Source organism: Bradyrhizobium sp. CCBAU 25338 (genome assembly GCF_028128965.1).
In the GTDB taxonomy this organism is placed as follows: Bacteria; Pseudomonadota; Alphaproteobacteria; order Rhizobiales; family Xanthobacteraceae; genus Bradyrhizobium; species Bradyrhizobium liaoningense.
Map to the genome: position 1 here is coordinate 174676 of NZ_LFKY01000036.1, position 21900 is coordinate 196575.

Sequence of the window (21900 nt, forward strand, 5' to 3'; positions counted from 1 at the left end):
AGGTCCGGGACCCTCATGGTGAGTAGCGCGGCGACGCCGCGCGTCTCGAACCATGGAGGCCCCGGTCTCTCTTGCATCAATCTTTCGGGCGCAGCTTCGCGACTTCGGCGTCGCTCGGCAGATAGTCCGCGCCCTTCTTGTAAGACGAGTCCACCATCACGCCCTTGCCATCCTTCAGCGCGGTCTTGCCGACAAAGGCGCCGAGCGTCGACTGGTGGTCGATCTTGCGGAACGTGATCTCGCCGAACGGCGACGGCATGGACAGCCCTTCCGCCGCGGCAATCAGCTTCTCCGGATCGGTCGAGCCGGCCTTCGCGAGAATGGCGGCGGCCGACTTGATGGTCTGGTAGCCGACGATCGAACCGAGACGCGGATAGTCATTGTACTTGGCCTGATAGGCCTTGAGGAACGCGTCATGCTCGGGCGTCTTGATCGAGTACCAGGGATAGCCGGTGACGATCCAGCCCTCCGGCGTCTCGTCCTTGAGCGGATCGAGATATTCGGGCTCGCCCGTGAGGAACGAGACGACCTCGCGCCCCTTGAACAGGCCGCGGGTGTTGCCTTCGCGCACGAGCTTCACGAGGTCGGCGCCGAAGGTGACGTTGAGGATCGCTTCGGGATTGGCGGCGGCCACCGCCTGCACCACGGGACCTGCGTCGATCTTGCCCTGCGGCGGCCACTGTTCGTCGACCCACTGGATGTCGGGACGCTTCTCCGACATCAGCTTCTTGAACACGGCGACCGCCGACTGGCCGTATTCGTAGTTCGGCGCGATCGTGGCCCAGCGCTTGGCCGGCAGCTTCGCAGCCGCCTCGACCAGCATCGCCGCCTGCATGTAGTTGGAGGGACGCAGGCGGAAGGTGTACTTGTTGCCCTTGGACCAGGTGATGGCGTCCGTCAGCGGCTCGGCCGCGAGGAAGAACACCTTCTTCTGGTTGGCGAAGTCGCTGACCGCGAGGCCGATGTTGGACAGGAAGGTGCCTGCGAGCATCGCAACGCCTTCGCTCGAGACGAGCTCGTTGGCCGCGGTCTGCGCGTCGGCCGGCTTGCCGCCATCATCCTTGGAAATGACGACAAGCTTCTTGCCGTTGATGCCGCCTGCCGCATTGATCTCCTCGACCGCAAGCTGCCAGCCCTTGCGATAGGGCTCGGTGAACGCCGGCAGCAGCGAGTAGCTGTTGATCTCGCCGATCTTGATGTCCTGCGCCAGGGCCGAATGAGCCATGCCGCTCGCCAGAAGCGCGAAGGCCGCGCCGACGATAGTATTTCTTGCTCGCATCCCAACCTCCAGTTTGAAATCTACTTCTTGAGCATGATCTCATCGGAAAACCGGTTTCCACTTTTCCGGATCATGCTCTATCTCAGACCGTCTTCGCCCTTGATCTCCGCGACCGTCAGCCCGCCGACGCGCGGCAGCGGACGGCCGCTGTCGGTGACGGCGACCGCGACCATGATCTCGTTGGCGCGCGGCGCGTCGTTGATCTGCACTTCCATGCCGTCGAAGTGACTGCGCACGAAGGCAGCATCCTTGTGCCCGAGCGGAATGTCCAGCGTCGTGCCCGGGCCGCTACGCTTCTTCGAAGAAGGGATCAGAGCGGCGCCCTTGCCCAGCACTTTACGCACCGGCGCGCCCATCTTGGGGTGGAGGATGGCGGCGGCATGCTCCAACTCGCCGTTCTCGCCGACGGCGGCGGCCTTGCCATAGCTCTGCGCCTTGGCGCCATCGATGCCGAGCGCGGCCACCGCACGCTTCGACAAGAGCTCGCCCAGTTCCTCGCCGATCGCGATCAGCGGCGACAAATCCTCGACGTATTTTCCGGCAAACGGATTCTCGATGACGGCAATCGCAGCCGCGCGCCGGGTCGGCGGCGAGACCTGCCGGCCCATCTCCATTTGCGTCTCTTCGACGACTGTGACGATCTTGCGGATGATCGCGCTCATGATTGCGTCCTCAAGCTCTTCCCTGTTCAGGCATGAACCGCGTTCTCCAGCGTGAGCGGGCGCGCTTCTTGCCGTTCAATATCTTTCGGTCCGATGACAAGCATATCACCACAAAGCTGCAACACGGCACCCTCGATCAGTCGACGATCGAATAAATGCCGTGCACATTCCGCGCCAGATTCGAGCGCGGCGGCGATCTCATCGTGAGACAGTTCGCCGACATCGCGGGTGACGAGGCGCGCGCCCAGATCGCTGTCGGGTTGAAGCTCGTTCGCGGGTCTGCGGATGATGGCGGGATGCCCAGGCAGATCGACGGCATTGGCGATGATCGTCGCTGCCGCGTCGGCTCGCGATGCGGTCGCCGCCAGCACCGTCACCGCGTCGGCGATGCCGAGCGAAAAGCTGCGGCCGTGGCGTCCGCTGGTCGCGACGCCGCGCACCGGGTCATCTGCATCGATCCTCATCGTCCGCATCACGCCGTTGCGGTCGGGCCGATCCATCAGGCCGACCGAAAAATGCGTGCCTTCAGCGAGATGAAGCGCGATGTCGCCACCATTGTTGACGTAAGCCCGGTCAAGCGCCGCAGCGCGCAGCATCGCGTCCAGAATCTCCTCGGCCACGCTGCCGGCAACAGCCGCCATCGGCGTGATGAAGCAATCGGCAGCATAGGGCGCGACAGCGGCATGCATACGACGCGCGACGGCGCCGGTCAGCGAAGTTCTCGTCGCAGCATCCGCACGCAGTTCAGTCAATTCCGCGCATAGCTCGTCGAGAAGCCCGGTGAACCGGCGCGCCGCAGCCTCATAGGCCGCGCGCACCTCGTCCGCACGCCCCCTCGCCTCCACGATCAGATCAATCGGTCCATCCTGCAAATGCAGCCGCCGGCCATCAGACAGCAATGCGATTTGCGGGCGCCTCGTCATGTCCGGCGCCCCGGAATCGGGTGATGCCAGGGCAACTGGCGGACATCGTCGCCGTTCTGCACCTCGGAGAGCGGCTTCACATAATCCATGTGGCCGCCGAGCGCGGCGTAGTCGGACAGCTTCATCGTGAACTCGATCGGCGCGACCAGCGCCGGCGTCGGCACATAACCGAACGCGCCTGACGGCATCTGCGTCACGTCGACCATGTAGGTGATGCCGCCACCGGGCCAGACATAGACCGGCGCGCCGCCGCTGGTGACGCGCGTCAGCGCATCCTTCACCGAACGCGTCAGTCGCACCGGATTGTCGGTGACACCGGCACGCAGCGAGCCGCCGGCGCCGGCCATGAACAGCACGGTGCACAGCGCGGGCTCGCAGTTTTCCTGGATCCGCTCGACCGAGAATCTCAACTCGGCCGGCATCTCGGTCTCGATCGGCTTCAAGGCTTCGTCGAGCACGTAGTACGACGAATGCTCGCCCGTGGTGGAGACCATCAGCATGGTCAGGCCGGGCTTCGCTTCCTTGGCATCGAACGGCCCGAGGATCGACAAGGGATCGGAAATGTTGGTGCCGCCCCAGCCCGTGCCGGGATCGGCGACCTGGAAATAGCGGCCGGGCGTCGAGCGCCGGCCCTTCATCTTGATGCCGGTGTCGGCGATGTCGAGAAGCTTGCCGGCCTGATGCTCCGAGAGCACACCGGTGATGTGGTCGTCGACCACGACAACCTCATCGACCTTGCCGTGCCATTGCTTGGCGAACATGCCGATCGTCGCCGAGCCGCAGCCGACGCGCATGCGCTCTTCCTTCATGCCGTTGACGATCGGCGGCTGGCCGGCCTGCACCACCACGGTGGCGCCACCGTCAATGGTCAGCTCGACCGCCTTGCAATTGGCGAGATCCATCAGCGTGTCGCAGGTGACGCGGCCTTCCTTCTTGGAACCACCGGTGAGATGATGCACGCCGCCGAGCGACAGCATCTGCGAGCCATATTCGCTGGTCGTGACATGGCCAACCGCCTCGCCCTGCGCGCGGACGGTCGCGGCTTCAGGGCCGAGATAGCGATCGGTGTCGATCTTCACCTTGACGCCGCAATAGGAGAAGATGCCCTCGGTGACGACAGTCACCATGTCGACGCCGTCGACTTCCGCGGAAACGATGAACGGCGCCGGCTTGTAGTCGGGATAGGTCGTGCCCGCGCCGATCGCGGTCACGAAGGTCGAGGGTTCGTGGACGATCTTGCCGTCCCAGTCTTCGGTGCGGCTGAATGGGACCAGCTTGCCGCCATGCGAGACCGTGCGCTCCAGGATCACATGCGGATCGACACGGACGAGCTTGCCGTCGTGATTGGCGTAGCGGTCACAGGCACCCGCGGCGCCCGGCTTGATGTAGCACATCACCGGACAAGCATCGCAGCGGATCTTGTCGATGACGGCGCTCGTCGTTTCAGTCACCATGTCGGAGCCGGCGGCCACTGCGGTTATCATTCGTACACGAACAATGTTGCGCGCGGTCCCCTGGCGCTGTCAAGCGGCGGTGCAACGCAAAAGATGCGGCTGCCGCATAAAACCTCATTTGCCTATCGGCCCTGTCCACAAAGAAGGCAACCGCGCTGCAGTGCGGCATGCACCGCTTGCACGTTTGTGTACAAACGGTATCGTCGCCACGTAGAGTTTTACGCGCGCTTGGGAACGAGGATGACGCAGACACCGATCCGCCTCACCGTGAACGGCAGGATCCACGAAGTCACGGCGGAGCGCCAGACGCCGCTGCTCTATGTGTTGCGCAACGAGCTCGCGCTCAATGGCCCAAAATATGGTTGCGGCCTCGGCGAATGCGGCACCTGTACTGTCCTGATCGACGGCGCGGCGGCACGCTCCTGTGTGATTCCGGTGAGCGGCTGCGCCGGCCGCGACATCGTGACGCTCGAAGGACTTGGCACCCGCGACAAGCCTGATGTGGTGCAACAGGCCTTCATCGACGAGCAGGCCGCACAATGCGGCTATTGCCTCAACGGCATGATCATGACCACCAAGGCGCTGCTCGCGATCAATCCGCGGCCGACCGAACAGGAGGCGCTGGCGGCGCTGCGCTACAATCTCTGCCGCTGCGGCACCCATGTCGAGATCCTGCGCGCGGTGATGCGCGCATCCGGCCAGCTCGCCGAGGCCGCGGACTGATGGCCTCCCCTGTTTCGAACGGAGCTGAGCGGCCATCGGGTTCGCTCGTCGTCGCCCGCACCGTGGACGAGGTCACATCCGAGACCTTCGTCCGCATCACCGCGGACGGGGCGGTCACGGCCTATAACGGCCATGTCGATCTCGGCACCGGCATCCGCACCGCCCTTGGCCAGATCGTCGCCGAAGAGCTCGACGTTTCCTTTGCGCGCGTCGTGGTCGTGCTCGGCGACACGTCGGTGGTGCCGAACCAGGGTCCGACGATCGCCAGCGAAACCATCCAGATCACAGCCGTGCCCCTGCGCAAGGCCGCGGCGCAGGCGAGGCACTTCCTGATCGCGCGCGCGGCCGAGCGGCTGGAGCTGCCGGCCTCTGAGTTGCGGATCGAGGACGGCCTCGTGCGCGGGCACGACAACCGCAGCGTCAGTTATGGCGAGCTGATCGGCGGCGAAGAGATCCGGCTCGAGCTTGCCGACGATGTCGCGGTCAAACCTGTCGGCGACTACGCGATCGTCGGCCAGTCGATGCCGCGCGTGGATATGCCCGCCAAGGCCACGGGCGAGCTCACCTTCGTGCACGACATCCGCGTGCCCGGCATGCTGCACGGCCGCGTGGTGCGGCCGCCCTATGCCGGCGTCGATGCCGGACCGTTCGTCGGCACCAGCCTACTCGATGTCGATGAATCTTCGGTGGGCGACATTCCCGGCCTCATAGCCGTGGTTCGCATCGGCGATTTTGTCGGCATTGTCGCCGAGCGCGAGGAGAATGCGATCCGCGCGGCAGAGCGGCTCGAGGTGAGCTGGAAGCCGACGCCAACCCTCACCGACCTTGCCGACGTCGAAACCGCGCTGCGCGCCAATCCATCGACGCCGCGCACGCTGATCGACAAGGGCGACGTCGACAAGGCGATATCGGGCGCTGCCAGGCCGATGCAGCGCACTTATGTCTGGCCATATCAGATGCACGCCTCGATCGGCCCGTCCTGTGCCGTCGCCGACTACAGGGACGGCAATATCCGCGTCTGGTCGGGCACGCAGAACCCGCACGTGCTGCGCGGCGATCTTGCGTTCCTGATCGAACGTCCCGAGAGCGAGATCGAGGTGATCCGGCTGGAAGCCGCCGGCTGCTACGGCCGCAACTGTGCCGACGACGTCACCGCCGACGCGCTGCTGCTGTCACGCGCGGTCGGCCGGCCCGTGCGCGTGCAATTGACACGCGAGCAGGAGCACGCCTGGGAACCCAAAGGCACCGCGCAGCTCATCGACGTCAACGGCGGGCTCGATGCCGACGGCGGCATTGCCGGTTACGATCTCGCAACGCGCTATCCCTCGAACGCCGCGCCGACTCTGGCGCTGCTGCTGACCGGCCGCATCTCGCCCGATCCGGCCGTGCTTCAGATGGGCGACCGCACAGCGATCCCGCCCTACGACTACGACCACATGCGCGTCGTCGCCCATGACATGCCGCCGATCGTGCGCGCCTCCTGGTTCCGCGGCGTCTCGGCACTGCCGAACACCTTTGCGCATGAATCCTACATCGACGAGGCCGCAACCGAGGCCGGCGTCGATCCGATCGAATATCGGCTGCGCTATCTCAAGGACCAGCGCGCGATCGACCTGGTCAATGCAGTGGCCGAACGTGCGGGGTGGACGCCGCGGCCGGTCCGCGAGGAGAAGGACGGCGAGGTCGTGCACGGGCGCGGCTTTGCCTACGCGCTTTATGTCCACAGCAAGTTTCCCGGCTATGGCGCGGCGTGGTCGGCCTGGGTCGCCGACGTCGCGGTGAACAAGACGACCGGCGATGTCAGCGTCACGCGCGTCGTCGCGGGCCAGGACTCCGGCCTGATGATCAATCCGGACGGCGTGCGCCACCAGATCCATGGCAACGTCATCCAGTCCACCAGCCGCGCGCTGATGGAGGAGGTTTCGTTCGAGCGCGGCGCGGTGGCGGCGCGCGAATGGGGCGCCTATCCCATCATCCCCTTCCCCGACGTGCCCAGGATCGACGTCCTGATGCTGCCGCGTCAGGATCAGCCACCGCTCGGCGTCGGCGAATCCGCCTCGGTGCCGAGCGCGGCGGCGATCGCCAACGCGATCTTCGATGCCACCGGCGTGCGCTTTCGCGAGCCGCCATTCACGCCCGAGCGCATCCTGAAAGGGCTGCACGGCGATGCACCGGCGACACCACAGGCCCTGCCCGCTCCCGCGGCGTCGCAGCCGGCCCGCATCTGGCAAAACCCGTTCGCAAAACGCGCCGGCGTCTTCGCGACCATTGCGGCTCTCTGCACAGCTGCAATCGGCGTCGGCGCGGCGCTGCTGCCCGGGCGTGCGATTGCACCCATCGCGCGCCCCGACGCGTCAGTCTATTCCGCGGCGACGATCGCGCGCGGAGAGCTGCTCGCAGCGCTCGGCAATTGCGCGGAGTGCCACACCTCGGCCGGCGGCGCGCTCAACGCGGGCGGCCGCGCGCTTGAAACGCCGTTCGGCACGATCTACGCGACCAACATCACGTCCGACGTCGAGACCGGCATCGGCGCCTGGTCCTATCCCGCCTTCGAGCGCGCCATGCGTGACGGGTTGCACCGTGATGGGCGGCAGCTCTATCCCGCCTTTCCCTACACGCATTTCGCCAAGACCAGCGACGCCGACATGCAGGCGCTCTACGCTTACCTGATGGCGCAGCCTGCGGTGCGCGCGACGGCGCCAGCGAATGCGCTAACATTCCCATTCAATCTTCGCCCGCTGCTCGCGGGCTGGAACGCGCTGTTCCACCAAAGGCGCGAGTTCAAGCCCGATCCCGACCGGTCCGAGCTCTGGAATCGCGGCGCCTACCTGGTCGAGAGCCTCGGCCATTGCAGCGCCTGCCATTCGCCGCGCAACGCGCTCGGCGCCGAGCAGCGCGCAGCCTATCTCGCCGGCGGCTTTGCCGAGGGCTGGGAGGCACCGGCGCTGACCTCAGTCTCGCAGGCACCGATCCCGTGGAGCGAGGATGAGCTTTTCGCCTATCTCCGCACTGGCCATTCGCGCTATCACGGCGTGGCGGCCGGTCCGATGGCACCGATCGTCCGGGACCTCAAGGCCCTGCCCGACCAGGACATCCGTGCGATGGCGGTCTACCTCAACTCGTTCAACGACGCCGCGACCGACCGGCAGGCACAGGAAGCACTCGCCACCAGGCTTGAGAACGCGACACGGGTCACCGTCGCGTCCTCCACCGGCGGGCGCCTCTACCAGGGCGCATGCGCCGTCTGCCACGAGGTCGGCGGCCTGCCGCTGTTCGGCACTCGCCCCTCGCTCGCGCTGAACAGCAACCTGCACAGCGCGACGGCGGACAATCTGGTCCAGGTGATCCTGCATGGGATCGCCGAACCGGTCACAAGCGATCTCGGCTTCATGCCCGCCTTCAAGAACAGCATGAGCGACACGCAGGTCGAGGAGCTCGTCACGTTCCTCCGTAGGCAGTTTGCACCTGACAAGCCGGCATGGACCAACCTGCGCGAGACGATCGCGCGCGTGCGGGCGCCAGCGCATTGACGATATGACCGTCATTCCGAGGGAGCCCGGAATCCATAATCACGAAACGGGGTTATAGATTCCGGGCTCGCCGCTTCGCGTCGCCCCGGAATGACACCGTGTGAGTGGAACGTCAGAAGTGTAACACTAGAGAAGTGTAACACTAGAGAAGTGTAACACTAGCCGTGCTTCTTCACCTCCACCGGCGGCGTGCCATGGGTGTGGAACGACTCGATCGTCTTCAATCCCCAGGCCTGGCCCTTCTTGCGCTCCTCCTCGGTCCACACGATCGGCTTCCAATCCGGCGCGAGGATGAGGCGCGCGCCGGCATTGGCGACTTCGACGCGATTGCCGCCGGGCTCGTAAACATAGAGAAAGAAAGTCTGCTGGATCGCGTGCTTGTGGGGGCCGGTCTCGATGTGCACGCCGTTCTCCAGGAAGATGTCGGCAGCGCGCAGAATCTCCTCGCGGCTGTCGAGCGCATAGGTGACGTGGTGGAAGCGGCCCGGCACGCCGGAATGGTCGAGCGAATAGGCGAAGTCGTAGCTCTTGTTCGACATCGTCAGCCACATCGCAGCCTCGCGGCCGTCATTGAGCACGATCTGCTCGGTGAGACGGCAACCGAGATAAGTCTCGAAGAACTCGCGATTCGCCTTGATGTCGACGGCGAGGCAGTTGAGATGGTCGAGACGGCGGACATTGACGCCGCGGGCCGGAAAGCGCTGCGCCTGGTTCTTCAGCGCGGGCTTGAGTTCCGGCGGCGCCTGATACCATTCGGTCTCGTAATAGAGCTCGACGATGTGGCCGTCGGGATCGCGGCAGCGGAAGGTCGGCCCCTGCCCCATGTCGCCGTCGATCCAGCCGATGTCGAAGCCGGATCCTTTCAGCGCGGCAACGCGGCGCTCCAGCGCCTGCTGGCTGCGCGCGCGCAGCGCCATGTGACCCATGCCCGAGGTCTTCGACGCCGTGAGCTTGAGCGAATAGCGCTCGTAGTCGTCCCAGCCGCGCAAGTAGACCGACTCGCCTTGTCGTCCGCTGACGGTCATGCCCATGACATCGACGAAGAATTTCAGGCTCTCGTCGGGCTTCGGGGTCAACAGCTCCATGTGGCCAAGATGGGCGAGATCGAGGATTGGTTCGGGCTGCATGATTTCCTCCAGGGACGTCGCTACGATCCGCCTCACCGGACGGCGCGATTGAACGCGGGGCGCAACGACGCCCCGCAAGGCGCCGGTGGCAGCGAATTTATTTGTACTAATGTACAAATGATTAGGTCTCGTCAACAAATCAAGCTACCGCGCCCCCTGCAAATGACGGCCCGGCCGGGACCGGCGGGTCTTCCAAACGGGCGGTCGCCCGCCTGAATGGTAAAGTCTTCCTTAAGGCCGGCCCGACGCATCGGCCCGGAAAAGCAGCAGTTTCCCGGCGATTCCGCCCATAAGTATGCATCAGGACCAAACCCATTGGCCGAATTGCCGCGGATTTAACGGAGCGGGCGCGCCCGGCGTTTAACCCTTTGTCCAGCGACGGCCGCGCATAGTCCGGTGCAAATCCCTTGCTCTTGCCGGGTTCATTCATCGTGACATCCTTTGGACGCGTGATTTCGGTTCGCGGGTCGCTCGCCCGGGTCGGGCTATTGGCGACAAGCCAGATGCCGATCTCGGAGGTTCGGGCGACCGTCGGCCGTTTCGTCAGCATTCGCTGCGCCAGCTCGGTCATCGTTGCGATGATCACCGAGGTCTCCTGCGAGAATCTGTCGAGCTCCGACGGCTACATCGCCATCGCCTCGGTCGACCTGCTCGGCGAGATCCTCAACGCCGCGGACAAGGCCAAATTCCAGCGCGGCGTCACCAACTATCCGACCATCGGCGATGCCGTCGACCTGATCACCAGCCAGGAGCTGCGCACGATCTACGCGCCGACCGGGTCGGATCAGATCAATGTGGGTTTCCTCCAGCAGGACCGCTCCGTCGTCGCCTATGTCGATGTCGAGGAGATGCTGTCCAAGCATTTTGCCGTGCTGGGCTCGACCGGCGTCGGCAAATCGACTGGCGTCTCGCTCCTACTCAACGAGATCCTGAAGGCGCGGCCCAACCTGCGCATCTTCCTGCTCGACGTGCACAACGAATATGGCCGCTGCTTCGGCGACCGCGCGCTGGTGCTCAACCCCCGAAACCTGAAGCTGCCGTTCTGGCTGTTCAACTTCGAGGAGATCGTCGACGTGCTGTTCGGCGGCCGCGCCGGCGTGCCGGAGGAGCTCGACATCCTCGCCGAGGTGATCCCGCTCGCCAAGGGCGTCTACACCCAGTACCAGAACGCCGACCGCATCGGCCTCAAGCGCATCGATCCCAAGCAGATCGGCTACACGGTCGACACCCCGGTGCCCTATCGCCTGGTCGACCTGTTGTCGCTGATCGACGAGCGCATGGGCAAGCTCGAAAACCGCTCCTCGCGCATCATCTATCACAAGCTGATCTCGCGCATCGAGGCCGTGCGCAACGACCCGCGCTACGCCTTCATGTTCGACAACGCCAATGTCGGCGGCGACACCATGGCCGAGGTGATCAGCCATCTGTTCCGCCTGCCGGCCAACGGCAAGCCGATGACGGTGATGCAACTCGCCGGCTTCCCGGCCGAAGTCATCGATTCCGTCGTCTCGGTGCTGTGCCGCATGGCCTTCGACTTCGGCCTGTGGAGCGACGGCGTCTCGCCGCTGCTGTTCGTCTGCGAGGAAGCCCACCGCTATGCCTCCGCCGACCGCAACGTCGGCTTCGGGCCGACCCGCAAAGCGGTGTCGCGCATCGCCAAGGAGGGTCGCAAATACGGCGTCTATCTCGGCCTCATCACCCAGCGCCCCGCAGAGCTCGACGCCACCATCATCTCCCAGTGCAATACGCTGTTCACGATGCGCCTCGCCAACGACCGCGACCAGGCGCTGCTGCGCGCCGCAGTGTCGGACGCCGCCGCAAACCTGCTCTCCTTCGTGCCGTCGCTCGGCACGCGTGAAGTGCTGGCCTTCGGCGAAGGCGTTGCGCTGCCGACGCGCCTGCGCTTCAAGGAGGTGCCTCCGCACCAATTGCCGCGCGGCGAGGCCACCATCAGCAGCGTGCCGTCCGTCACCTCCGGCCACGACATGCACTTCGTCAGCGCCGTGCTCGAGCGCTGGCGCGGCGCCACCTCGCAGCGCGACGTGCCGAACGACCCGGTGTTCTCGGCGCCGCCGGCAAAGATGATGTCCAGCGTCGATGCCCCGATGCTGCAACCATCGATGGGGCTCGATCCGGACCGCTTCTCGCTGTTGAAGAAGCCGCTGCGGTAAGCTTCGCTCCATCCACATCGCCATTGCGACGGAAGATCTGGCGTCGTTCATGGCTGGCGCTTCCGTCGCGGCCAACTCGGCCCGCCAGATTGAGCCTGCCACCCGCATCGACTATGGTTGCCGGCCCGAAGCCGGAACCATGCCCATGACAAAAGCCACGCAACGCTTCCCCGCACCCGCCCTCGAAACGCTGCCCGAGGACATCCGCACGCGGCTTCTCGCCGTGCAGGAGAAGAGCGGCTTCGTGCCGAACGTGTTCTTGACGCTGGCCTATCGTCCAGACGAGTTCCGCGCCTTCTTCGCCTATCACGACGCGCTGATGGAGAAGGACGGCGGCCTCACCAAGGCCGAGCGCGAGATGATCGTGGTGGCGACTTCGGCGGCGAACCAGTGCCAATATTGCGTGATCGCCCACGGTGCGATCCTGCGCATCCGCGCCAAGAACCCGCTGATTGCCGATCAGGTCGCGGTGAACTACCGTAAGGCCGACATCACGCCGCGGCAGAAGGCAATGCTCGACTTCGCGATGAAGGTCTCGACTGACGCGCAGCGGATTTCCGAGGACGATTTCGCCGTGCTCCAACCGCACGGCTTCAGCGACGACGACGTCTGGGACATCGCCGCGATCGCCGCCTTCTTCGCACTGTCGAACCGGCTGGCGAATTTCACCGGCATGCGCCCGAATGAGGAGTTCTACCTGATGGGACGACTGCCGAAGAGGTGACGGGCAAGACATGACCGAGCTGGACTGGCCCGAAATCCTGCTTCGCCTCGGCGCAGCGACGCTCGCCGGCGGCGCGATCGGCCTCAACCGCGACCTGCACAGCAAGCCGATCGGGCTGAAGACGCTCGGCATCGTCGGGCTCTCCACCGCAACCGTCGTGCTGCTCACAGTCCAGTTCGCCGAGCCCGGCAAGATGACCGACGCGGCGAGCCGTGTGATCCAGGGCATCCTGACCGGCATCGGCTTTCTCGGTGCCGGAGTCATCGTCCACGAGAGCGACCGCTTTCGCGTGCGAGGCCTGACCAGCGCGGCCTGCACCTTTCTCGCCGCCTGTCTCGGCATTGCCTGCGGCGCCGGGCAATGGAAGATCGTCCTGGTCGCGCTGGCTGTCGCCTTCGTACTGCTCACGATCGGCCGCCGCATCGAGCGCTGGCTGCATCGCGCCCTCGGCGGCAAGGAGGATCCGCACCGGCCGCAGAGCCCGCCGTCTGCGGGTCCCCGCAATAGCGGCTAGCGATCATCAGATCGTCCAGGTGGCCTCGCTCACGTCTTCCGCCGCAGGCTCCAGAGACTTCCAGCGCCCAGAATGGCGGTCACGAGCAGAATCGCAACGAAGGTCTGGATGATCGTGAAGTTCAGGGCATCGCGCGCAACGAACAGCGCGGTGACCGCGCCCGCGATGACGAAGAGGATGCGAAAGATGATGCTCATGGCCATGTCTCCGGTCAGCATGACCTGGAGCCCACCTCGCCCACGACATCGGGACGCAACGCTGCTTCGGCAATCATGCAGGCGGACCATAGCCGCCGGCCGCCGCCGCAATTTTGCGGAAGATCAAGCCTGCCCGGACCGCCAGGCCGCTAGCGCTTTGTCATCAACTCGAGCGCCGGGGCAAAACGCTCGGCAAATGTCAATGTCTTGGCGTGGTGAACTGCGGCAAACGATGCCGAAATCCCTGCTGAGGCGACGGCGAGCAAGGCAATGGCAAGAACCAGACGGCGCATTCCGGCCTCCTGTGTAAGCTCGATACCCCAAAGAGATGGGGTGCCCCTGTTTCAGGACCGCTTCATGGAGACGGGAAAGTGATTTCGCTCAAGCGACCGTGATTGTGGTGCGATTGGTGGTGCCGAAGGGCGCCACGGCCCTAGTCATCGTCCTCCGGACCGCACCAGCCGGGCAGATAGATGGCATTCTTGCTTCTGGCAGCGGCCATCGCCTTCTCGATCGCCCTGTCGAAATCGGACTCCACCACCTTGCGCGAGACCTGTCGGCGCAGGAAATCGGCCCACAGAAATTCGGAGAACGGCGTGGTGTCTTTGGCGAAGCCGCCCATGCGGCGCAATTCGCCGGCAAGGCTGCGAAACGGATCGTCCTTGAGGTCGGCGACCGATTTCGGCAGGTCGCGGAACGATCGCCGCTCGCCCTTGGCGTCGTAGGGGTAGACCCAGCGCTTGTTGTCCATGACGCCCCAGAAGGCCTCGCGCTCGACCATCCTGAGGTCGCCGACGATGGTCACCAACACCTCCTTGACGCCTTCATCGTGCAGCGCGCGGCCGAGATGATGATGATCAATCACGTAGTAGCGCGAGTCGGGGCCGCAGACGACGGGGATCATGTGCTTGCCGAGCAGATCAGCCTGCTTCTCCTCGTCGCGCTCGCGCCAGCGCTTGCGCTTCTCCCTGACCTCCCGCATGCCGACCGTCATCTGCGTCGGCCGCAGCGACAGGATCGGGACAGGATGCACTCGCGGCTCGCGCGTATTGGTCATGATCGATAGGTCCTCAGATGGCCCCGGCTTCCCGCGACTATGCCATGGGCCCCGCGGCGCCAAAATGCGTTCGGAAAGGGCGTTGAGATCACAAGTCGGTACTGGCGGGACGAAGGGCCGAACTCCGTGGCCGTTGTGATCCCTGTCGTTGCGGCGCAGCCCGCGCACGGCCGCGACGGCCGGTTCCCGGACGGCTCCAAACCGGCCCATGCAGAAATAGTGCAAATGCACAAATGCACGCGAGCATTGAGAAGATTTTCTGCAACGCGCTCGTCACGTATGCTATCTGAATCGCTGCTTCGGAGTGATCCCCGCCCCATGAACAACCAGCGGCCCATAAGCTCGGATGACGAGCACCGGGTGCTCCAGTTCAGGCCGCGCACCTCGCCGTCCACGGCGGCCCAGCGCGGCAGCGGCACCGTACAACCGTTGCGCGTCGCTCCCGAGCGGCTGGACCTGTCGCGCTACGAGCGGCCCCGGGCCGAACCCGACAATTTCCGCCAGCGCATGCTTGCCAACATCGCTGCGCTGGCCTTCACCATCGCGCTGACCGCGATCGGGATCTGGCTCGCGGTCAGCATCGCCGACCTGCGCCGGACCCAGGATTGCGTGCTGATGGGACGCCGCGACTGCGTCAAGATCACAACGCCGCATATTTAGGGACCGGCCCGCCGCTGGCCGCCCGGCGGAAGGGTCCCGGTGGGCGTCCCCAGCCTGTCCCTTTGCGATCCCCTTGGCCTGCCCGGCTCCATTGAACTCAGGGCGGCGCTCCGATATACGGGCTTTCGACCCGGCCAGAGGGGGGTTTGAGGGCGTCATTCGGGGCGCGATGCCCACCCACCGTGCCACTCTGGACAATCTGACAAATACCCGCAATATATCAAAGGCTTAGTGATGTCTTCCACATTCGATCAGGTCGCCACGATCATCGCTGAAACCTGCGACATCCCCCGCGACACGATCACGCCGGATAGCCATGCCATCGATGACCTCGGCATCGACAGCCTCGATTTTCTGGACATCGCGTTCGCGATCGACAAGCAGTTCGGCATCAAGCTGCCGCTGGAGAAGTGGACTCAGGAGGTCAACGACGGCAAGGCGACCACCGAGCAGTATTTCGTGCTGAAGAACCTGTGCGCCCGCATCGACGAACTGGTTGCGGCCAAGGGCGCGAGCGCCTAAGGGCGCAGTCATGCAACTCGAATACTTCCACATGATCGATCGCATCGTCGACCTCAAGGTCGACGAGAAGACGATCGTCGTCGAAGCGCAGGTCCCGAAGGAAAGCACCATCTTCGAGGGGCACTTCCCGGGCTATCCGTTGATGCCCGGCGTGCTTCTGATCGAATCGATGGCGCAGGCCTCGGGCTGGCTTCAACTCGGCGTGTTCAAGTTCGAGCGTATGCCGATCCTGGCCGCCGTGAAGGAGGCCAAGGTCCGCGGCTCGGTCTTCCCCGGCGATCTCATGAGCATCGAGGCGCGCCTGACCCATGAAGGCTCCGGCTATGCGATGACCGAAGCCAAGATCAGCGTCGGCGGCAAGCTGCGCGCCAATTCGGCGCTCACCTTCACGCTGATCCCCTTCCCCAATGCGGATATGCGCTCGCACATGGACGCGATCGCCAAGCGCGTCGGATTTCCGCTACAGGCCGTATCGACATGATTGACACTCCCGCTTCGAAGCCTGGCCAGACCGAGGTCTGGATCACCGGCATTGGGTTGGCCACCTCGCTCGGCGAGGGTCTCGACGCCAACTGGGCCGCGCTTCAAGAGAAGCGAATCAATGTCGACGAGAAGGGCTTTGCACCCTACATCGTGCATCCGCTGATGCCCGTTGCCTTCGACAGCCAGATCCCGAAGAAGGGCGACCAGCGCCAGATGGAAGCCTGGCAGCGCATCGGCACCTACGCCGCAGGTCTTGCGCTCGATTCCGCCGGCATCAAGGGCAACAAGGACATCCTGTCGAAGATCGACATGGTCGTCGCCGCCGGCGGCGGAGAGCGCGATCTCAACGTCGACAGCGGCGTGCTGACGGCCGAGGCCAAGGGCGCCAACGCGCCCGGCTTCCTCAACGAGCGCTTGATGAGCGATCTCAGGCCGACGCTGTTTTTGGCCCAGCTCTCCAACCTGCTCGCCGGCAACATCGCCATCGTGCACGGCTTGGGGGGCACTTCGCGCACTTTCATGGGCGAAGAGGTCGCCGGCGCCGATGCCGTCCGCATTGCGCTTGCGCGCATCGCCTCGGGCGAGAGCGACATCGCGCTGGTCGGCGGCTCGCACAATGGCGAGCGCAAGGACCTGTTGGTCCTCTACGAATTCGGCGACTTCAACCTCAAGAACAAGTTCGCTCCCGTGTGGGCACGCAAGGACCACGCCGGCTTCGCGCTCGGCTCCGCCGGCGCCTTCCTGGTGCTGGAATCGAAGGCGCATGCGGAAGCACGCGGCGCAAAGCCGTTCGCAAAATTGTCGAGCGTCGTCGCGGACCTCGCCAAACGTAAGCGGCCCGGCGACATGGCCGCGACGCTGGAGAAGCTGTGGGCCAAGCTGCCGAAGCGCGAGGGCAAGGGCGCCATCATCACCGGAGCGACCGGCGCCGAGCCCGCGACCTCGGAAGAGCGCGGCTTCCTGAAGAGCCATGCCGACTTTCCGGTGCGCTCGACCGGCACGGTGTTCGGCCACGCCATGGAGACGCAATTCCCGCTCGGAATTGCGCTCGCCGCGCTGTCGATCTCGCGCAGTGCGCTGTTCCCGCCGAACGATTCGACCGGCACCGAGATTGAAATGCAGGGGGCACCAACCCAGATTGTGGTGGTGGGAGCTGGACACTGGCGCGGCGAAGGCATGGCGCTGGTCGAGGCAGTTTAGTTAGCTCAAGCGGGGATCGACATGAGTGCAGCACGCGACAAATTCGGGCGCCCCGTCGTCGTCGTCACCGGCATGGGCATCTTGACGTCGCTCGGTGCCGGCAAGACCGACAATTGGGCGAAGCTCGTCGCCGGCGAATCCGGCATCCGCACCATCACGCGTTTTCCGATCGACGGCCTGAAGACCACGATGGCGGGCACGGTCGATTTCGTCAGCGTCGATCCGTTCTCCTCCACCGCCCTGTCCGAGCGGATGGCCGAGATCGCGACCCAGGAAGCGCTGGAGCAGGCCGGCATTGGCGCCAAGGCCGATTTCCCGGGTCCCCTTTTTCTTGCCGTTGCGCCGGTCGAGGTCGAATGGCCGCAACGTCGCGAACTGGGTCGCGCCGTCGGCCAGCTCGACATCAACTATGACGACTTGTTGCGCATTTCCGGCGGCGGCAAGTACAGCGCCTACCATCATCGCTTCATGTTCGGCTCGGTCGCCGCATCTCTCGCCGAGACGTTCGGCACCAAGGGTTCGCCGATCTCGCTGTCCACGGCCTGCGCCTCGGGTGCGACCTCGATCCAGCTCGGCGTCGAGGCGATCCGCCGCGGAGAGACCGATGCCGCGCTGTGCGTCGCCACCGACGGCACCGTGAACCCGGAAGCGCTGGTGCGCTTCTCGCTGCTTTCGGCGCTGTCGACCCAGAACAATCCGCCGCAGGCGGCCTCCCGCCCCTTCTCCAAGAACCGCGATGGTTTTGTGATGGCCGAAGGCGCCGGCGCACTGGTGCTCGAAAGCTACGAGGCGGCGACTGCGCGCGGCGCGAAGATCCTCGGCGTGATTGCCGGATGCGGCGAGCTCACCGATTCCTTCCATCGCACCCGCTCCTCGCCCGACGGCAAGCCGATCATCGGCTGCATGAACAAGACGCTGGCCGATGCCGGCATGACGCCGGACCAGATCGACCACATCAACGCGCACGGCACCTCGACACCCGAAAACGACAAGATGGAGTTCAACACGACATCGGCGGTGTTCGGCGAGCTCGCGCAGAAGATTCCGGTCACCTCCAACAAGTCCATGGTCGGCCACACCATCTCGGCCGCCGGCGGGGTGGAGGCGATCTTCTCGCTGCTGACGCTCGAGCATCAGCGCATTCCGCCAACGATCAACTACGACATTCCTGATCCCGCGATCCTGTTCAACGTCGTCGGCAACAAGGCGCGCGACGCCCGCGTGACCGCGGTGATGTCGAATTCGTTCGGCTTCGGCGGTCAGAACGCCTCGCTGATCCTGACCCGCGAACCGGCCTGACCGGACGCATGTCGCTGCTTCCTGCGAGCATGAAGGCCCGCGCGCGGGGGGCTGCCAAATCGCTCGGCGGAAGCCTGATCGGCGCGGCGACGGTCGCGATGCTGCGCACCACGCGCTATTTCGATCCGGTCAAGACCTCGGACTTTTTCGCGCGCGCCGTAAAGCTGATCGGCCCGCGCCTGCGCGAGCACCGCATCGGCCGCGCCAATCTCTCCGCCGCCTTTCCGGAGAAATCGCCGGAGGAGATCGAACAGATCCTGATGGGCGTCTGGGAGAATCTCGGCCGCGTCGGCGCCGAATTCGCCCATATGGACCGCGTCTGGGACTACGATCGCGACCATCCGGAGAAGAGCCGGATCGAATTGTCCGAGCGCAGCATCGAGCTGTTCGATCAGATCCGCGATGACGGCAGGCCGGCGCTGATCTTCGCCGCGCATCTGGCCAATTGGGAATTGCCGGCGCTCGCCGCCGTCGCCCATGGACTGGATACCGCGATCCTCTATCGCCGGCCGAACATCGCCTCGGCCGATCGCATCATCCAGGAGATGCGTCAGGTCAACATGGGCACACTGATCCCGGCCGGCCGCGACGCGCCCCTGCGGCTCGCGCAGGCGCTCAAGGACGGCAAGCACGTCGCCATGCTGATCGACCAGTACCTCACCGCCGGCGTCGAGGTCACGTTCTTCGGTCGCAAGACCCGCGCCAATCCGATGCTGGCGCGCCTGCTCCGCCAGGTCGAATGCCCGATCCATGGCGTGCGCATCATCCGCCTGCCCGGCGGCCGCTTCCGCGGCGAGCTGACCGAAGAGATCAAGCCGGTGCGCGATGCGGACGGCAAGATCGACATCCAGGGCACGACGCAGGCGATCACCAGCGTGGTGGAGAGCTGGGTGCGCGAGCATCCGGAGCAGTGGCTGTGGCTGCACCGAAGGTGGCGGTAGCCGGCGCAACTCCTGCCGTCTTGGCCGGGCCCGTCCCGGCCATCCACGCATCGCCACGCGGCAGGAAAGACGTGGATGCCCGGGACAAGCCCGGGCATGACAGCTGAGCAAGGGAGCGTCTGCTCCGTCTCAGCCGCTCAGCGCCCCGTCTTCACCTTGGTCCAGAGCCGGTTGATGATCCGCTGCGTCGCCGGCTCGCGCGCCGTGATGACGAACAGCTTCGAGAGCGTCGCCTCGTCCGGATAGATGTTCTTGTCGCCAAGGATCTTCGGATCGACCAGCTTCTGGCTGGCAAGGTTGCCATTGGCGTAGGACAGGAAGTCCGAGTTCTTGGCGGCGACATCAGGGCGGTAGAGATAATTGATCAGCGCGTAGGCTTCAGCGACGTTCTTGGCGTCGGCGGGGATCGCGAGATTGTCAAAGAACATCTGCGCGCCCTCTTTGGGAATCGCGTAGCCGATCTCGATGCCGCTCTTGGCTTCGGCCGCGCGGGCACGGGCCTGCATGATGTCGCCGGACCAGCCGACCACGAAGCAGATCTCGCCGGTGGCGAGCGCGCTCAGGTATTCGGAGGAGTGGAACTTGCGCACGAAGGGACGGACTTTCGCCACGGCATCGGCGGCCTTCTCCAGGTCCGCCTGCTTGGTCGAGTTCGGATCGAGCCCGAGATAGTTCAGCGCCGCCGGAAAGATGTCGTCGGCGGAGTCGAGCATGTGCACGCCGCAGTCTTTGAACTTGGCGAGGTTCTCCGGCTTGAAGACGATGTCCCAGCTGTCGATCTTCGCGTCCGGTCCGAGGATCTGCTTCACCTTGGCGACGTTGTAGCCGATGCCCGTCGTGCCCCACATGTAGTTGGCGGCGTAGACGTTGCCGGGATCGTAGATGCCGAGACGCTGCGTCACCACCGGCCAGGCATTGCTGAGGTTCGGCAGCTTCGACTTGTCGAGCTTCTGGAAGATGTTGGCCTTGATCTGGCGCTGGAGGAAGTACGCCGTGGGCACCACGACGTCGTAGCCGGACTTGCCGGCCATCAGGCGCGTCTCCAGGGTCTCGTTGGCATCGAAGGTGTCGTAGACCACCTTGATGCCGGTCTCCCTGGTGAAAGCCTCCAGGACATCCGGCGCCATGTAGTTGGACCAGTTGTAGAAGTTGACGACGCGCTCCTCGGCCCCTGCCGGGGGCGAAAGCAACGTCAGCGCCGCGGCGATTGCAACACCGAGGCGAAACCCGGAGCGGCTGACGCTCGTCATCTCTCGTCTACCTCTTGCGCCCGCGCACCGCGTCGGACAGCCGCTCCAGCGCGGTGTCGAGCGTCTCGTCCTTCTTGGCGAAGCAGAACCGCACCACCGAGGTTACGGGGTCCTGCTCGTAGAAGGCCGAGACCGGGATCGCCGCAACCTTGTAGTCTTTCACGATGCGCCAGCAGAATTCCGTGTCGCTCTCGTTCAGCCCGAGCGGTGACAGGTCCACGGTGAGGAAGTAGGTGCCTTGCGACTTCAGTACGGGGAACCCGAGGCTCTCCAGCCCCCTGGTCAGGCGGTCCCTGCTCCGCGTCAGATTCTTGCGCATCGACAGGAAGTAGTCGTCGGACTTGCCGAGGCCGTAGGCGACGGCGGCCTGCAGGTTCGGCGCGGTGGTGAAGGTCAGGAACTGGTGCACCTTGGCGGCGACGCGCAGCAAGGGCGGTGCCGCGCAGACGAAGCCGATCTTCCACCCGGTCAGCGAGAAGATCTTGCCGGCCGAGCCGACCTTGATGGTGCGCTCGCGCATGCCGGGAATGGTGATGAGCGGGACGTGCTTGTGCTCGTCGAAGGTGACGTGCTCCCAGACCTCGTCGCAGATCGCGATGACGTCGAACTCCTGGCAATAGCGCGCCAGCAGCTCGAGGTCCTCGCGCGGATAGACCACCGCGGACGGATTCAAGGGATTGTTGAACAGCACCGCCTTGGTCTTTGAATTGAAGACGCTTTTCAGCATGTCCTCATTCAGCCGCCAGTGCGGCGGCTCGAGACGGACCAGGCGCGGAATGCCGCCCGCCTGGCGGATGATGGGCAGATAGGAATCATAGACCGGCTGGAAGCAGACCACCTCGTCGCCGGGCTGGACCACCGCGAGGATCGCCGAGGTCAGCGCCTCTGTGCCGCCCGAGGTGACCATCACTTCGCTCATCGGATCGAGCGTGAGGCCGTGCCAGTGGCCATAATGGGTCGCGATTGCCTGGCGCAGCTCCGGCAAGCCCATCATCGACGGGTACTGGTTGTAGCCGTTCAGCGAGACCTCGGCCGCGGCGCGGCGGATGTCCTCAGGGCCGGGATCGTCGGGAAAGCCCTGGCCGAGATTGATGGCATTGTTGTCGCGGGCGGCCTGCGACATCGCCTCGAAGATGGTGACGGGAAGGTCGGCAAAGACCTTGTTCAAGGAAGAATTGGACATC

Annotated in this window: 21 protein-coding genes; 11 read left to right on the top strand and 10 right to left on the bottom strand. The window is 64.9% G+C overall.

Annotated features, from left to right (window positions below; translation table 11 throughout):
• Positions 1 to 76: 76 nt before the first annotated feature.
• The 4 genes from ACM42_RS17475 to ACM42_RS17490 form a co-directional block, all read right to left on the bottom strand.
• Complete coding sequence (locus ACM42_RS17475) at positions 77 to 1279, bottom strand: ABC transporter substrate-binding protein (RefSeq protein WP_271529116.1); 1203 nt, start codon at positions 1277 to 1279, stop codon at positions 77 to 79.
• Positions 1280 to 1356: 77 nt separating this feature from the next.
• Entirely contained in the window at positions 1357 to 1941 is a 585-nt protein-coding gene (locus ACM42_RS17480; protein WP_024338309.1) for an amino acid synthesis family protein, read from the bottom strand.
• Positions 1942 to 1967: 26 nt separating this feature from the next.
• Positions 1968 to 2864 (bottom strand): UPF0280 family protein, encoded by an 897-nt coding sequence (locus ACM42_RS17485; RefSeq protein ID WP_271529117.1) that lies wholly within the window; start codon positions 2862 to 2864, stop codon positions 1968 to 1970.
• Entirely contained in the window at positions 2861 to 4318 is a 1458-nt protein-coding gene (locus ACM42_RS17490; RefSeq protein ID WP_271529274.1) for a 6-hydroxynicotinate reductase, read from the bottom strand. The genes ACM42_RS17485 and ACM42_RS17490 overlap by 4 nt, the downstream gene beginning before the upstream one ends.
• A 240-nt stretch (positions 4319 to 4558) precedes the next feature.
• Between ACM42_RS17490 and ACM42_RS17495 the strand changes: the two genes are divergently transcribed.
• Positions 4559 to 5041 carry a (2Fe-2S)-binding protein gene (locus tag ACM42_RS17495; protein WP_271529118.1) on the top strand — a complete coding sequence of 161 codons (483 nt, stop codon included), beginning with the start codon at positions 4559 to 4561 and terminating at the stop codon, positions 5039 to 5041.
• Complete coding sequence (locus ACM42_RS17500; RefSeq protein ID WP_271529119.1) at positions 5041 to 8571, top strand: molybdopterin cofactor-binding domain-containing protein; 3531 nt, start codon at positions 5041 to 5043, stop codon at positions 8569 to 8571. The genes ACM42_RS17495 and ACM42_RS17500 overlap by 1 nt, the downstream gene beginning before the upstream one ends.
• Before the next feature lie 158 nt (positions 8572 to 8729).
• Here ACM42_RS17500 and ACM42_RS17505 read toward each other — a convergent pair whose 3' ends face one another.
• Positions 8730 to 9698, bottom strand: a complete 969-nt coding sequence (locus tag ACM42_RS17505) for a catechol 2,3-dioxygenase (RefSeq protein ID WP_271529120.1) — start codon at positions 9696 to 9698, stop codon at positions 8730 to 8732.
• Between the two features lie 431 nt (positions 9699 to 10129).
• On the opposite strand from ACM42_RS17505, the gene ACM42_RS17510 reads away from it, so the two are divergent.
• The 3 genes from ACM42_RS17510 (at position 10130) to ACM42_RS17520 (ending at position 13107) form a co-directional block, all read left to right on the top strand.
• Positions 10130 to 11869 (top strand): ATP-binding protein, encoded by a 1740-nt coding sequence (locus ACM42_RS17510; RefSeq protein ID WP_271529121.1) that lies wholly within the window; start codon positions 10130 to 10132, stop codon positions 11867 to 11869.
• Between the two features lie 145 nt (positions 11870 to 12014).
• Positions 12015 to 12593, top strand: coding sequence for a peroxidase-related enzyme (locus ACM42_RS17515; protein ID WP_271529122.1), 579 nt, complete (start codon positions 12015 to 12017; stop codon positions 12591 to 12593).
• 10 nt (positions 12594 to 12603) lie between these two features.
• On the top strand, positions 12604 to 13107 hold the full coding sequence (locus ACM42_RS17520; RefSeq protein ID WP_271529123.1) for an MgtC/SapB family protein: 504 nt from the start codon (positions 12604 to 12606) through the stop codon (positions 13105 to 13107).
• 29 nt (positions 13108 to 13136) lie between these two features.
• Here the strand turns inward: ACM42_RS17520 and ACM42_RS17525 are convergent, their stop codons facing one another.
• From ACM42_RS17525 to ACM42_RS17535, 3 genes are all read right to left on the bottom strand, one after another.
• The gene (locus tag ACM42_RS17525; RefSeq protein ID WP_165936397.1) at positions 13137 to 13304 is read right to left on the bottom strand and encodes a hypothetical protein; all 168 of its coding nucleotides are present in this window, start codon (positions 13302 to 13304) and stop codon (positions 13137 to 13139) included.
• 149 nt (positions 13305 to 13453) lie between these two features.
• On the bottom strand, positions 13454 to 13597 hold the full coding sequence (locus ACM42_RS17530; protein WP_162832029.1) for a hypothetical protein: 144 nt from the start codon (positions 13595 to 13597) through the stop codon (positions 13454 to 13456).
• A 140-nt stretch (positions 13598 to 13737) separates the two neighbouring features.
• Positions 13738 to 14361 carry a ParB-like protein gene (locus tag ACM42_RS17535; RefSeq protein ID WP_271529124.1) on the bottom strand — a complete coding sequence of 208 codons (624 nt, stop codon included), beginning with the start codon at positions 14359 to 14361 and terminating at the stop codon, positions 13738 to 13740.
• 318 nt (positions 14362 to 14679) lie between these two features.
• On the opposite strand from ACM42_RS17535, the gene ACM42_RS17540 reads away from it, so the two are divergent.
• From ACM42_RS17540 to ACM42_RS17565, 6 genes are all read left to right on the top strand, one after another.
• Complete coding sequence (locus ACM42_RS17540) at positions 14680 to 15021, top strand: hypothetical protein (RefSeq protein ID WP_271529125.1); 342 nt, start codon at positions 14680 to 14682, stop codon at positions 15019 to 15021.
• Between the two features lie 234 nt (positions 15022 to 15255).
• A complete protein-coding gene (locus ACM42_RS17545) occupies positions 15256 to 15543 on the top strand; it encodes an acyl carrier protein (protein WP_007592476.1) in 288 nt (95 codons plus the stop codon).
• A 10-nt stretch (positions 15544 to 15553) separates the two neighbouring features.
• Positions 15554 to 16024: a 3-hydroxyacyl-ACP dehydratase FabZ family protein gene (locus ACM42_RS17550; RefSeq protein WP_271529126.1), complete on the top strand. Its 471-nt coding sequence runs from the start codon at positions 15554 to 15556 to the stop codon at positions 16022 to 16024.
• A complete protein-coding gene (locus ACM42_RS17555; RefSeq protein ID WP_271529127.1) occupies positions 16021 to 17226 on the top strand; it encodes a beta-ketoacyl-ACP synthase in 1206 nt (401 codons plus the stop codon). Before ACM42_RS17550 ends, ACM42_RS17555 begins: the two co-directional genes overlap by 4 nt.
• A 21-nt stretch (positions 17227 to 17247) precedes the next feature.
• Positions 17248 to 18525, top strand: a complete 1278-nt coding sequence (locus ACM42_RS17560; protein ID WP_271529128.1) for a beta-ketoacyl-ACP synthase — start codon at positions 17248 to 17250, stop codon at positions 18523 to 18525.
• 8 nt (positions 18526 to 18533) lie between these two features.
• Positions 18534 to 19466 carry a lipid A biosynthesis lauroyl acyltransferase gene (locus tag ACM42_RS17565; protein WP_271529129.1) on the top strand — a complete coding sequence of 311 codons (933 nt, stop codon included), beginning with the start codon at positions 18534 to 18536 and terminating at the stop codon, positions 19464 to 19466.
• Between the two features lie 137 nt (positions 19467 to 19603).
• On the opposite strand, the gene ACM42_RS17570 is transcribed toward ACM42_RS17565, so the two are convergent.
• A complete protein-coding gene (locus ACM42_RS17570) occupies positions 19604 to 20716 on the bottom strand; it encodes a polyamine ABC transporter substrate-binding protein (RefSeq protein WP_271529130.1) in 1113 nt (370 codons plus the stop codon).
• Between the two features lie 7 nt (positions 20717 to 20723).
• A complete protein-coding gene (locus tag ACM42_RS17575; RefSeq protein ID WP_271529131.1) occupies positions 20724 to 21899 on the bottom strand; it encodes an aminotransferase in 1176 nt (391 codons plus the stop codon).
• Position 21900 lies beyond the last annotated feature (1 nt).

What these genes read in the sequence shown, in the direction of transcription:
- ACM42_RS17475 (WP_271529116.1), bottom strand. Translation starts at nt 1,279, where the DNA reads ATGCGAGCAAGAAATACTATCGTCGGCGCGGCCTTCGCGCTTCTGGCG.
- ACM42_RS17480 (WP_024338309.1), bottom strand. Translation starts at nt 1,941, where the DNA reads ATGAGCGCGATCATCCGCAAGATCGTCACAGTCGTCGAAGAGACGCAA.
- ACM42_RS17485 (WP_271529117.1), bottom strand. Translation starts at nt 2,864, where the DNA reads ATGACGAGGCGCCCGCAAATCGCATTGCTGTCTGATGGCCGGCGGCTG.
- ACM42_RS17490 (WP_271529274.1), bottom strand. Translation starts at nt 4,318, where the DNA reads ATGGTGACTGAAACGACGAGCGCCGTCATCGACAAGATCCGCTGCGAT.
- ACM42_RS17495 (WP_271529118.1), top strand. Translation starts at nt 4,559, where the DNA reads ATGACGCAGACACCGATCCGCCTCACCGTGAACGGCAGGATCCACGAA.
- ACM42_RS17500 (WP_271529119.1), top strand. Translation starts at nt 5,041, where the DNA reads ATGGCCTCCCCTGTTTCGAACGGAGCTGAGCGGCCATCGGGTTCGCTC.
- ACM42_RS17505 (WP_271529120.1), bottom strand. Translation starts at nt 9,698, where the DNA reads ATGCAGCCCGAACCAATCCTCGATCTCGCCCATCTTGGCCACATGGAG.
- ACM42_RS17515 (WP_271529122.1), top strand. Translation starts at nt 12,015, where the DNA reads ATGACAAAAGCCACGCAACGCTTCCCCGCACCCGCCCTCGAAACGCTG.
- ACM42_RS17520 (WP_271529123.1), top strand. Translation starts at nt 12,604, where the DNA reads ATGACCGAGCTGGACTGGCCCGAAATCCTGCTTCGCCTCGGCGCAGCG.
- ACM42_RS17525 (WP_165936397.1), bottom strand. Translation starts at nt 13,304, where the DNA reads ATGAGCATCATCTTTCGCATCCTCTTCGTCATCGCGGGCGCGGTCACC.
- ACM42_RS17530 (WP_162832029.1), bottom strand. Translation starts at nt 13,597, where the DNA reads ATGCGCCGTCTGGTTCTTGCCATTGCCTTGCTCGCCGTCGCCTCAGCA.
- ACM42_RS17535 (WP_271529124.1), bottom strand. Translation starts at nt 14,361, where the DNA reads ATGACCAATACGCGCGAGCCGCGAGTGCATCCTGTCCCGATCCTGTCG.
- ACM42_RS17540 (WP_271529125.1), top strand. Translation starts at nt 14,680, where the DNA reads ATGAACAACCAGCGGCCCATAAGCTCGGATGACGAGCACCGGGTGCTC.
- ACM42_RS17545 (WP_007592476.1), top strand. Translation starts at nt 15,256, where the DNA reads ATGTCTTCCACATTCGATCAGGTCGCCACGATCATCGCTGAAACCTGC.
- ACM42_RS17550 (WP_271529126.1), top strand. Translation starts at nt 15,554, where the DNA reads ATGCAACTCGAATACTTCCACATGATCGATCGCATCGTCGACCTCAAG.
- ACM42_RS17555 (WP_271529127.1), top strand. Translation starts at nt 16,021, where the DNA reads ATGATTGACACTCCCGCTTCGAAGCCTGGCCAGACCGAGGTCTGGATC.
- ACM42_RS17560 (WP_271529128.1), top strand. Translation starts at nt 17,248, where the DNA reads ATGAGTGCAGCACGCGACAAATTCGGGCGCCCCGTCGTCGTCGTCACC.
- ACM42_RS17565 (WP_271529129.1), top strand. Translation starts at nt 18,534, where the DNA reads ATGTCGCTGCTTCCTGCGAGCATGAAGGCCCGCGCGCGGGGGGCTGCC.
- ACM42_RS17570 (WP_271529130.1), bottom strand. Translation starts at nt 20,716, where the DNA reads ATGACGAGCGTCAGCCGCTCCGGGTTTCGCCTCGGTGTTGCAATCGCC.
- ACM42_RS17575 (WP_271529131.1), bottom strand. Translation starts at nt 21,899, where the DNA reads ATGTCCAATTCTTCCTTGAACAAGGTCTTTGCCGACCTTCCCGTCACC.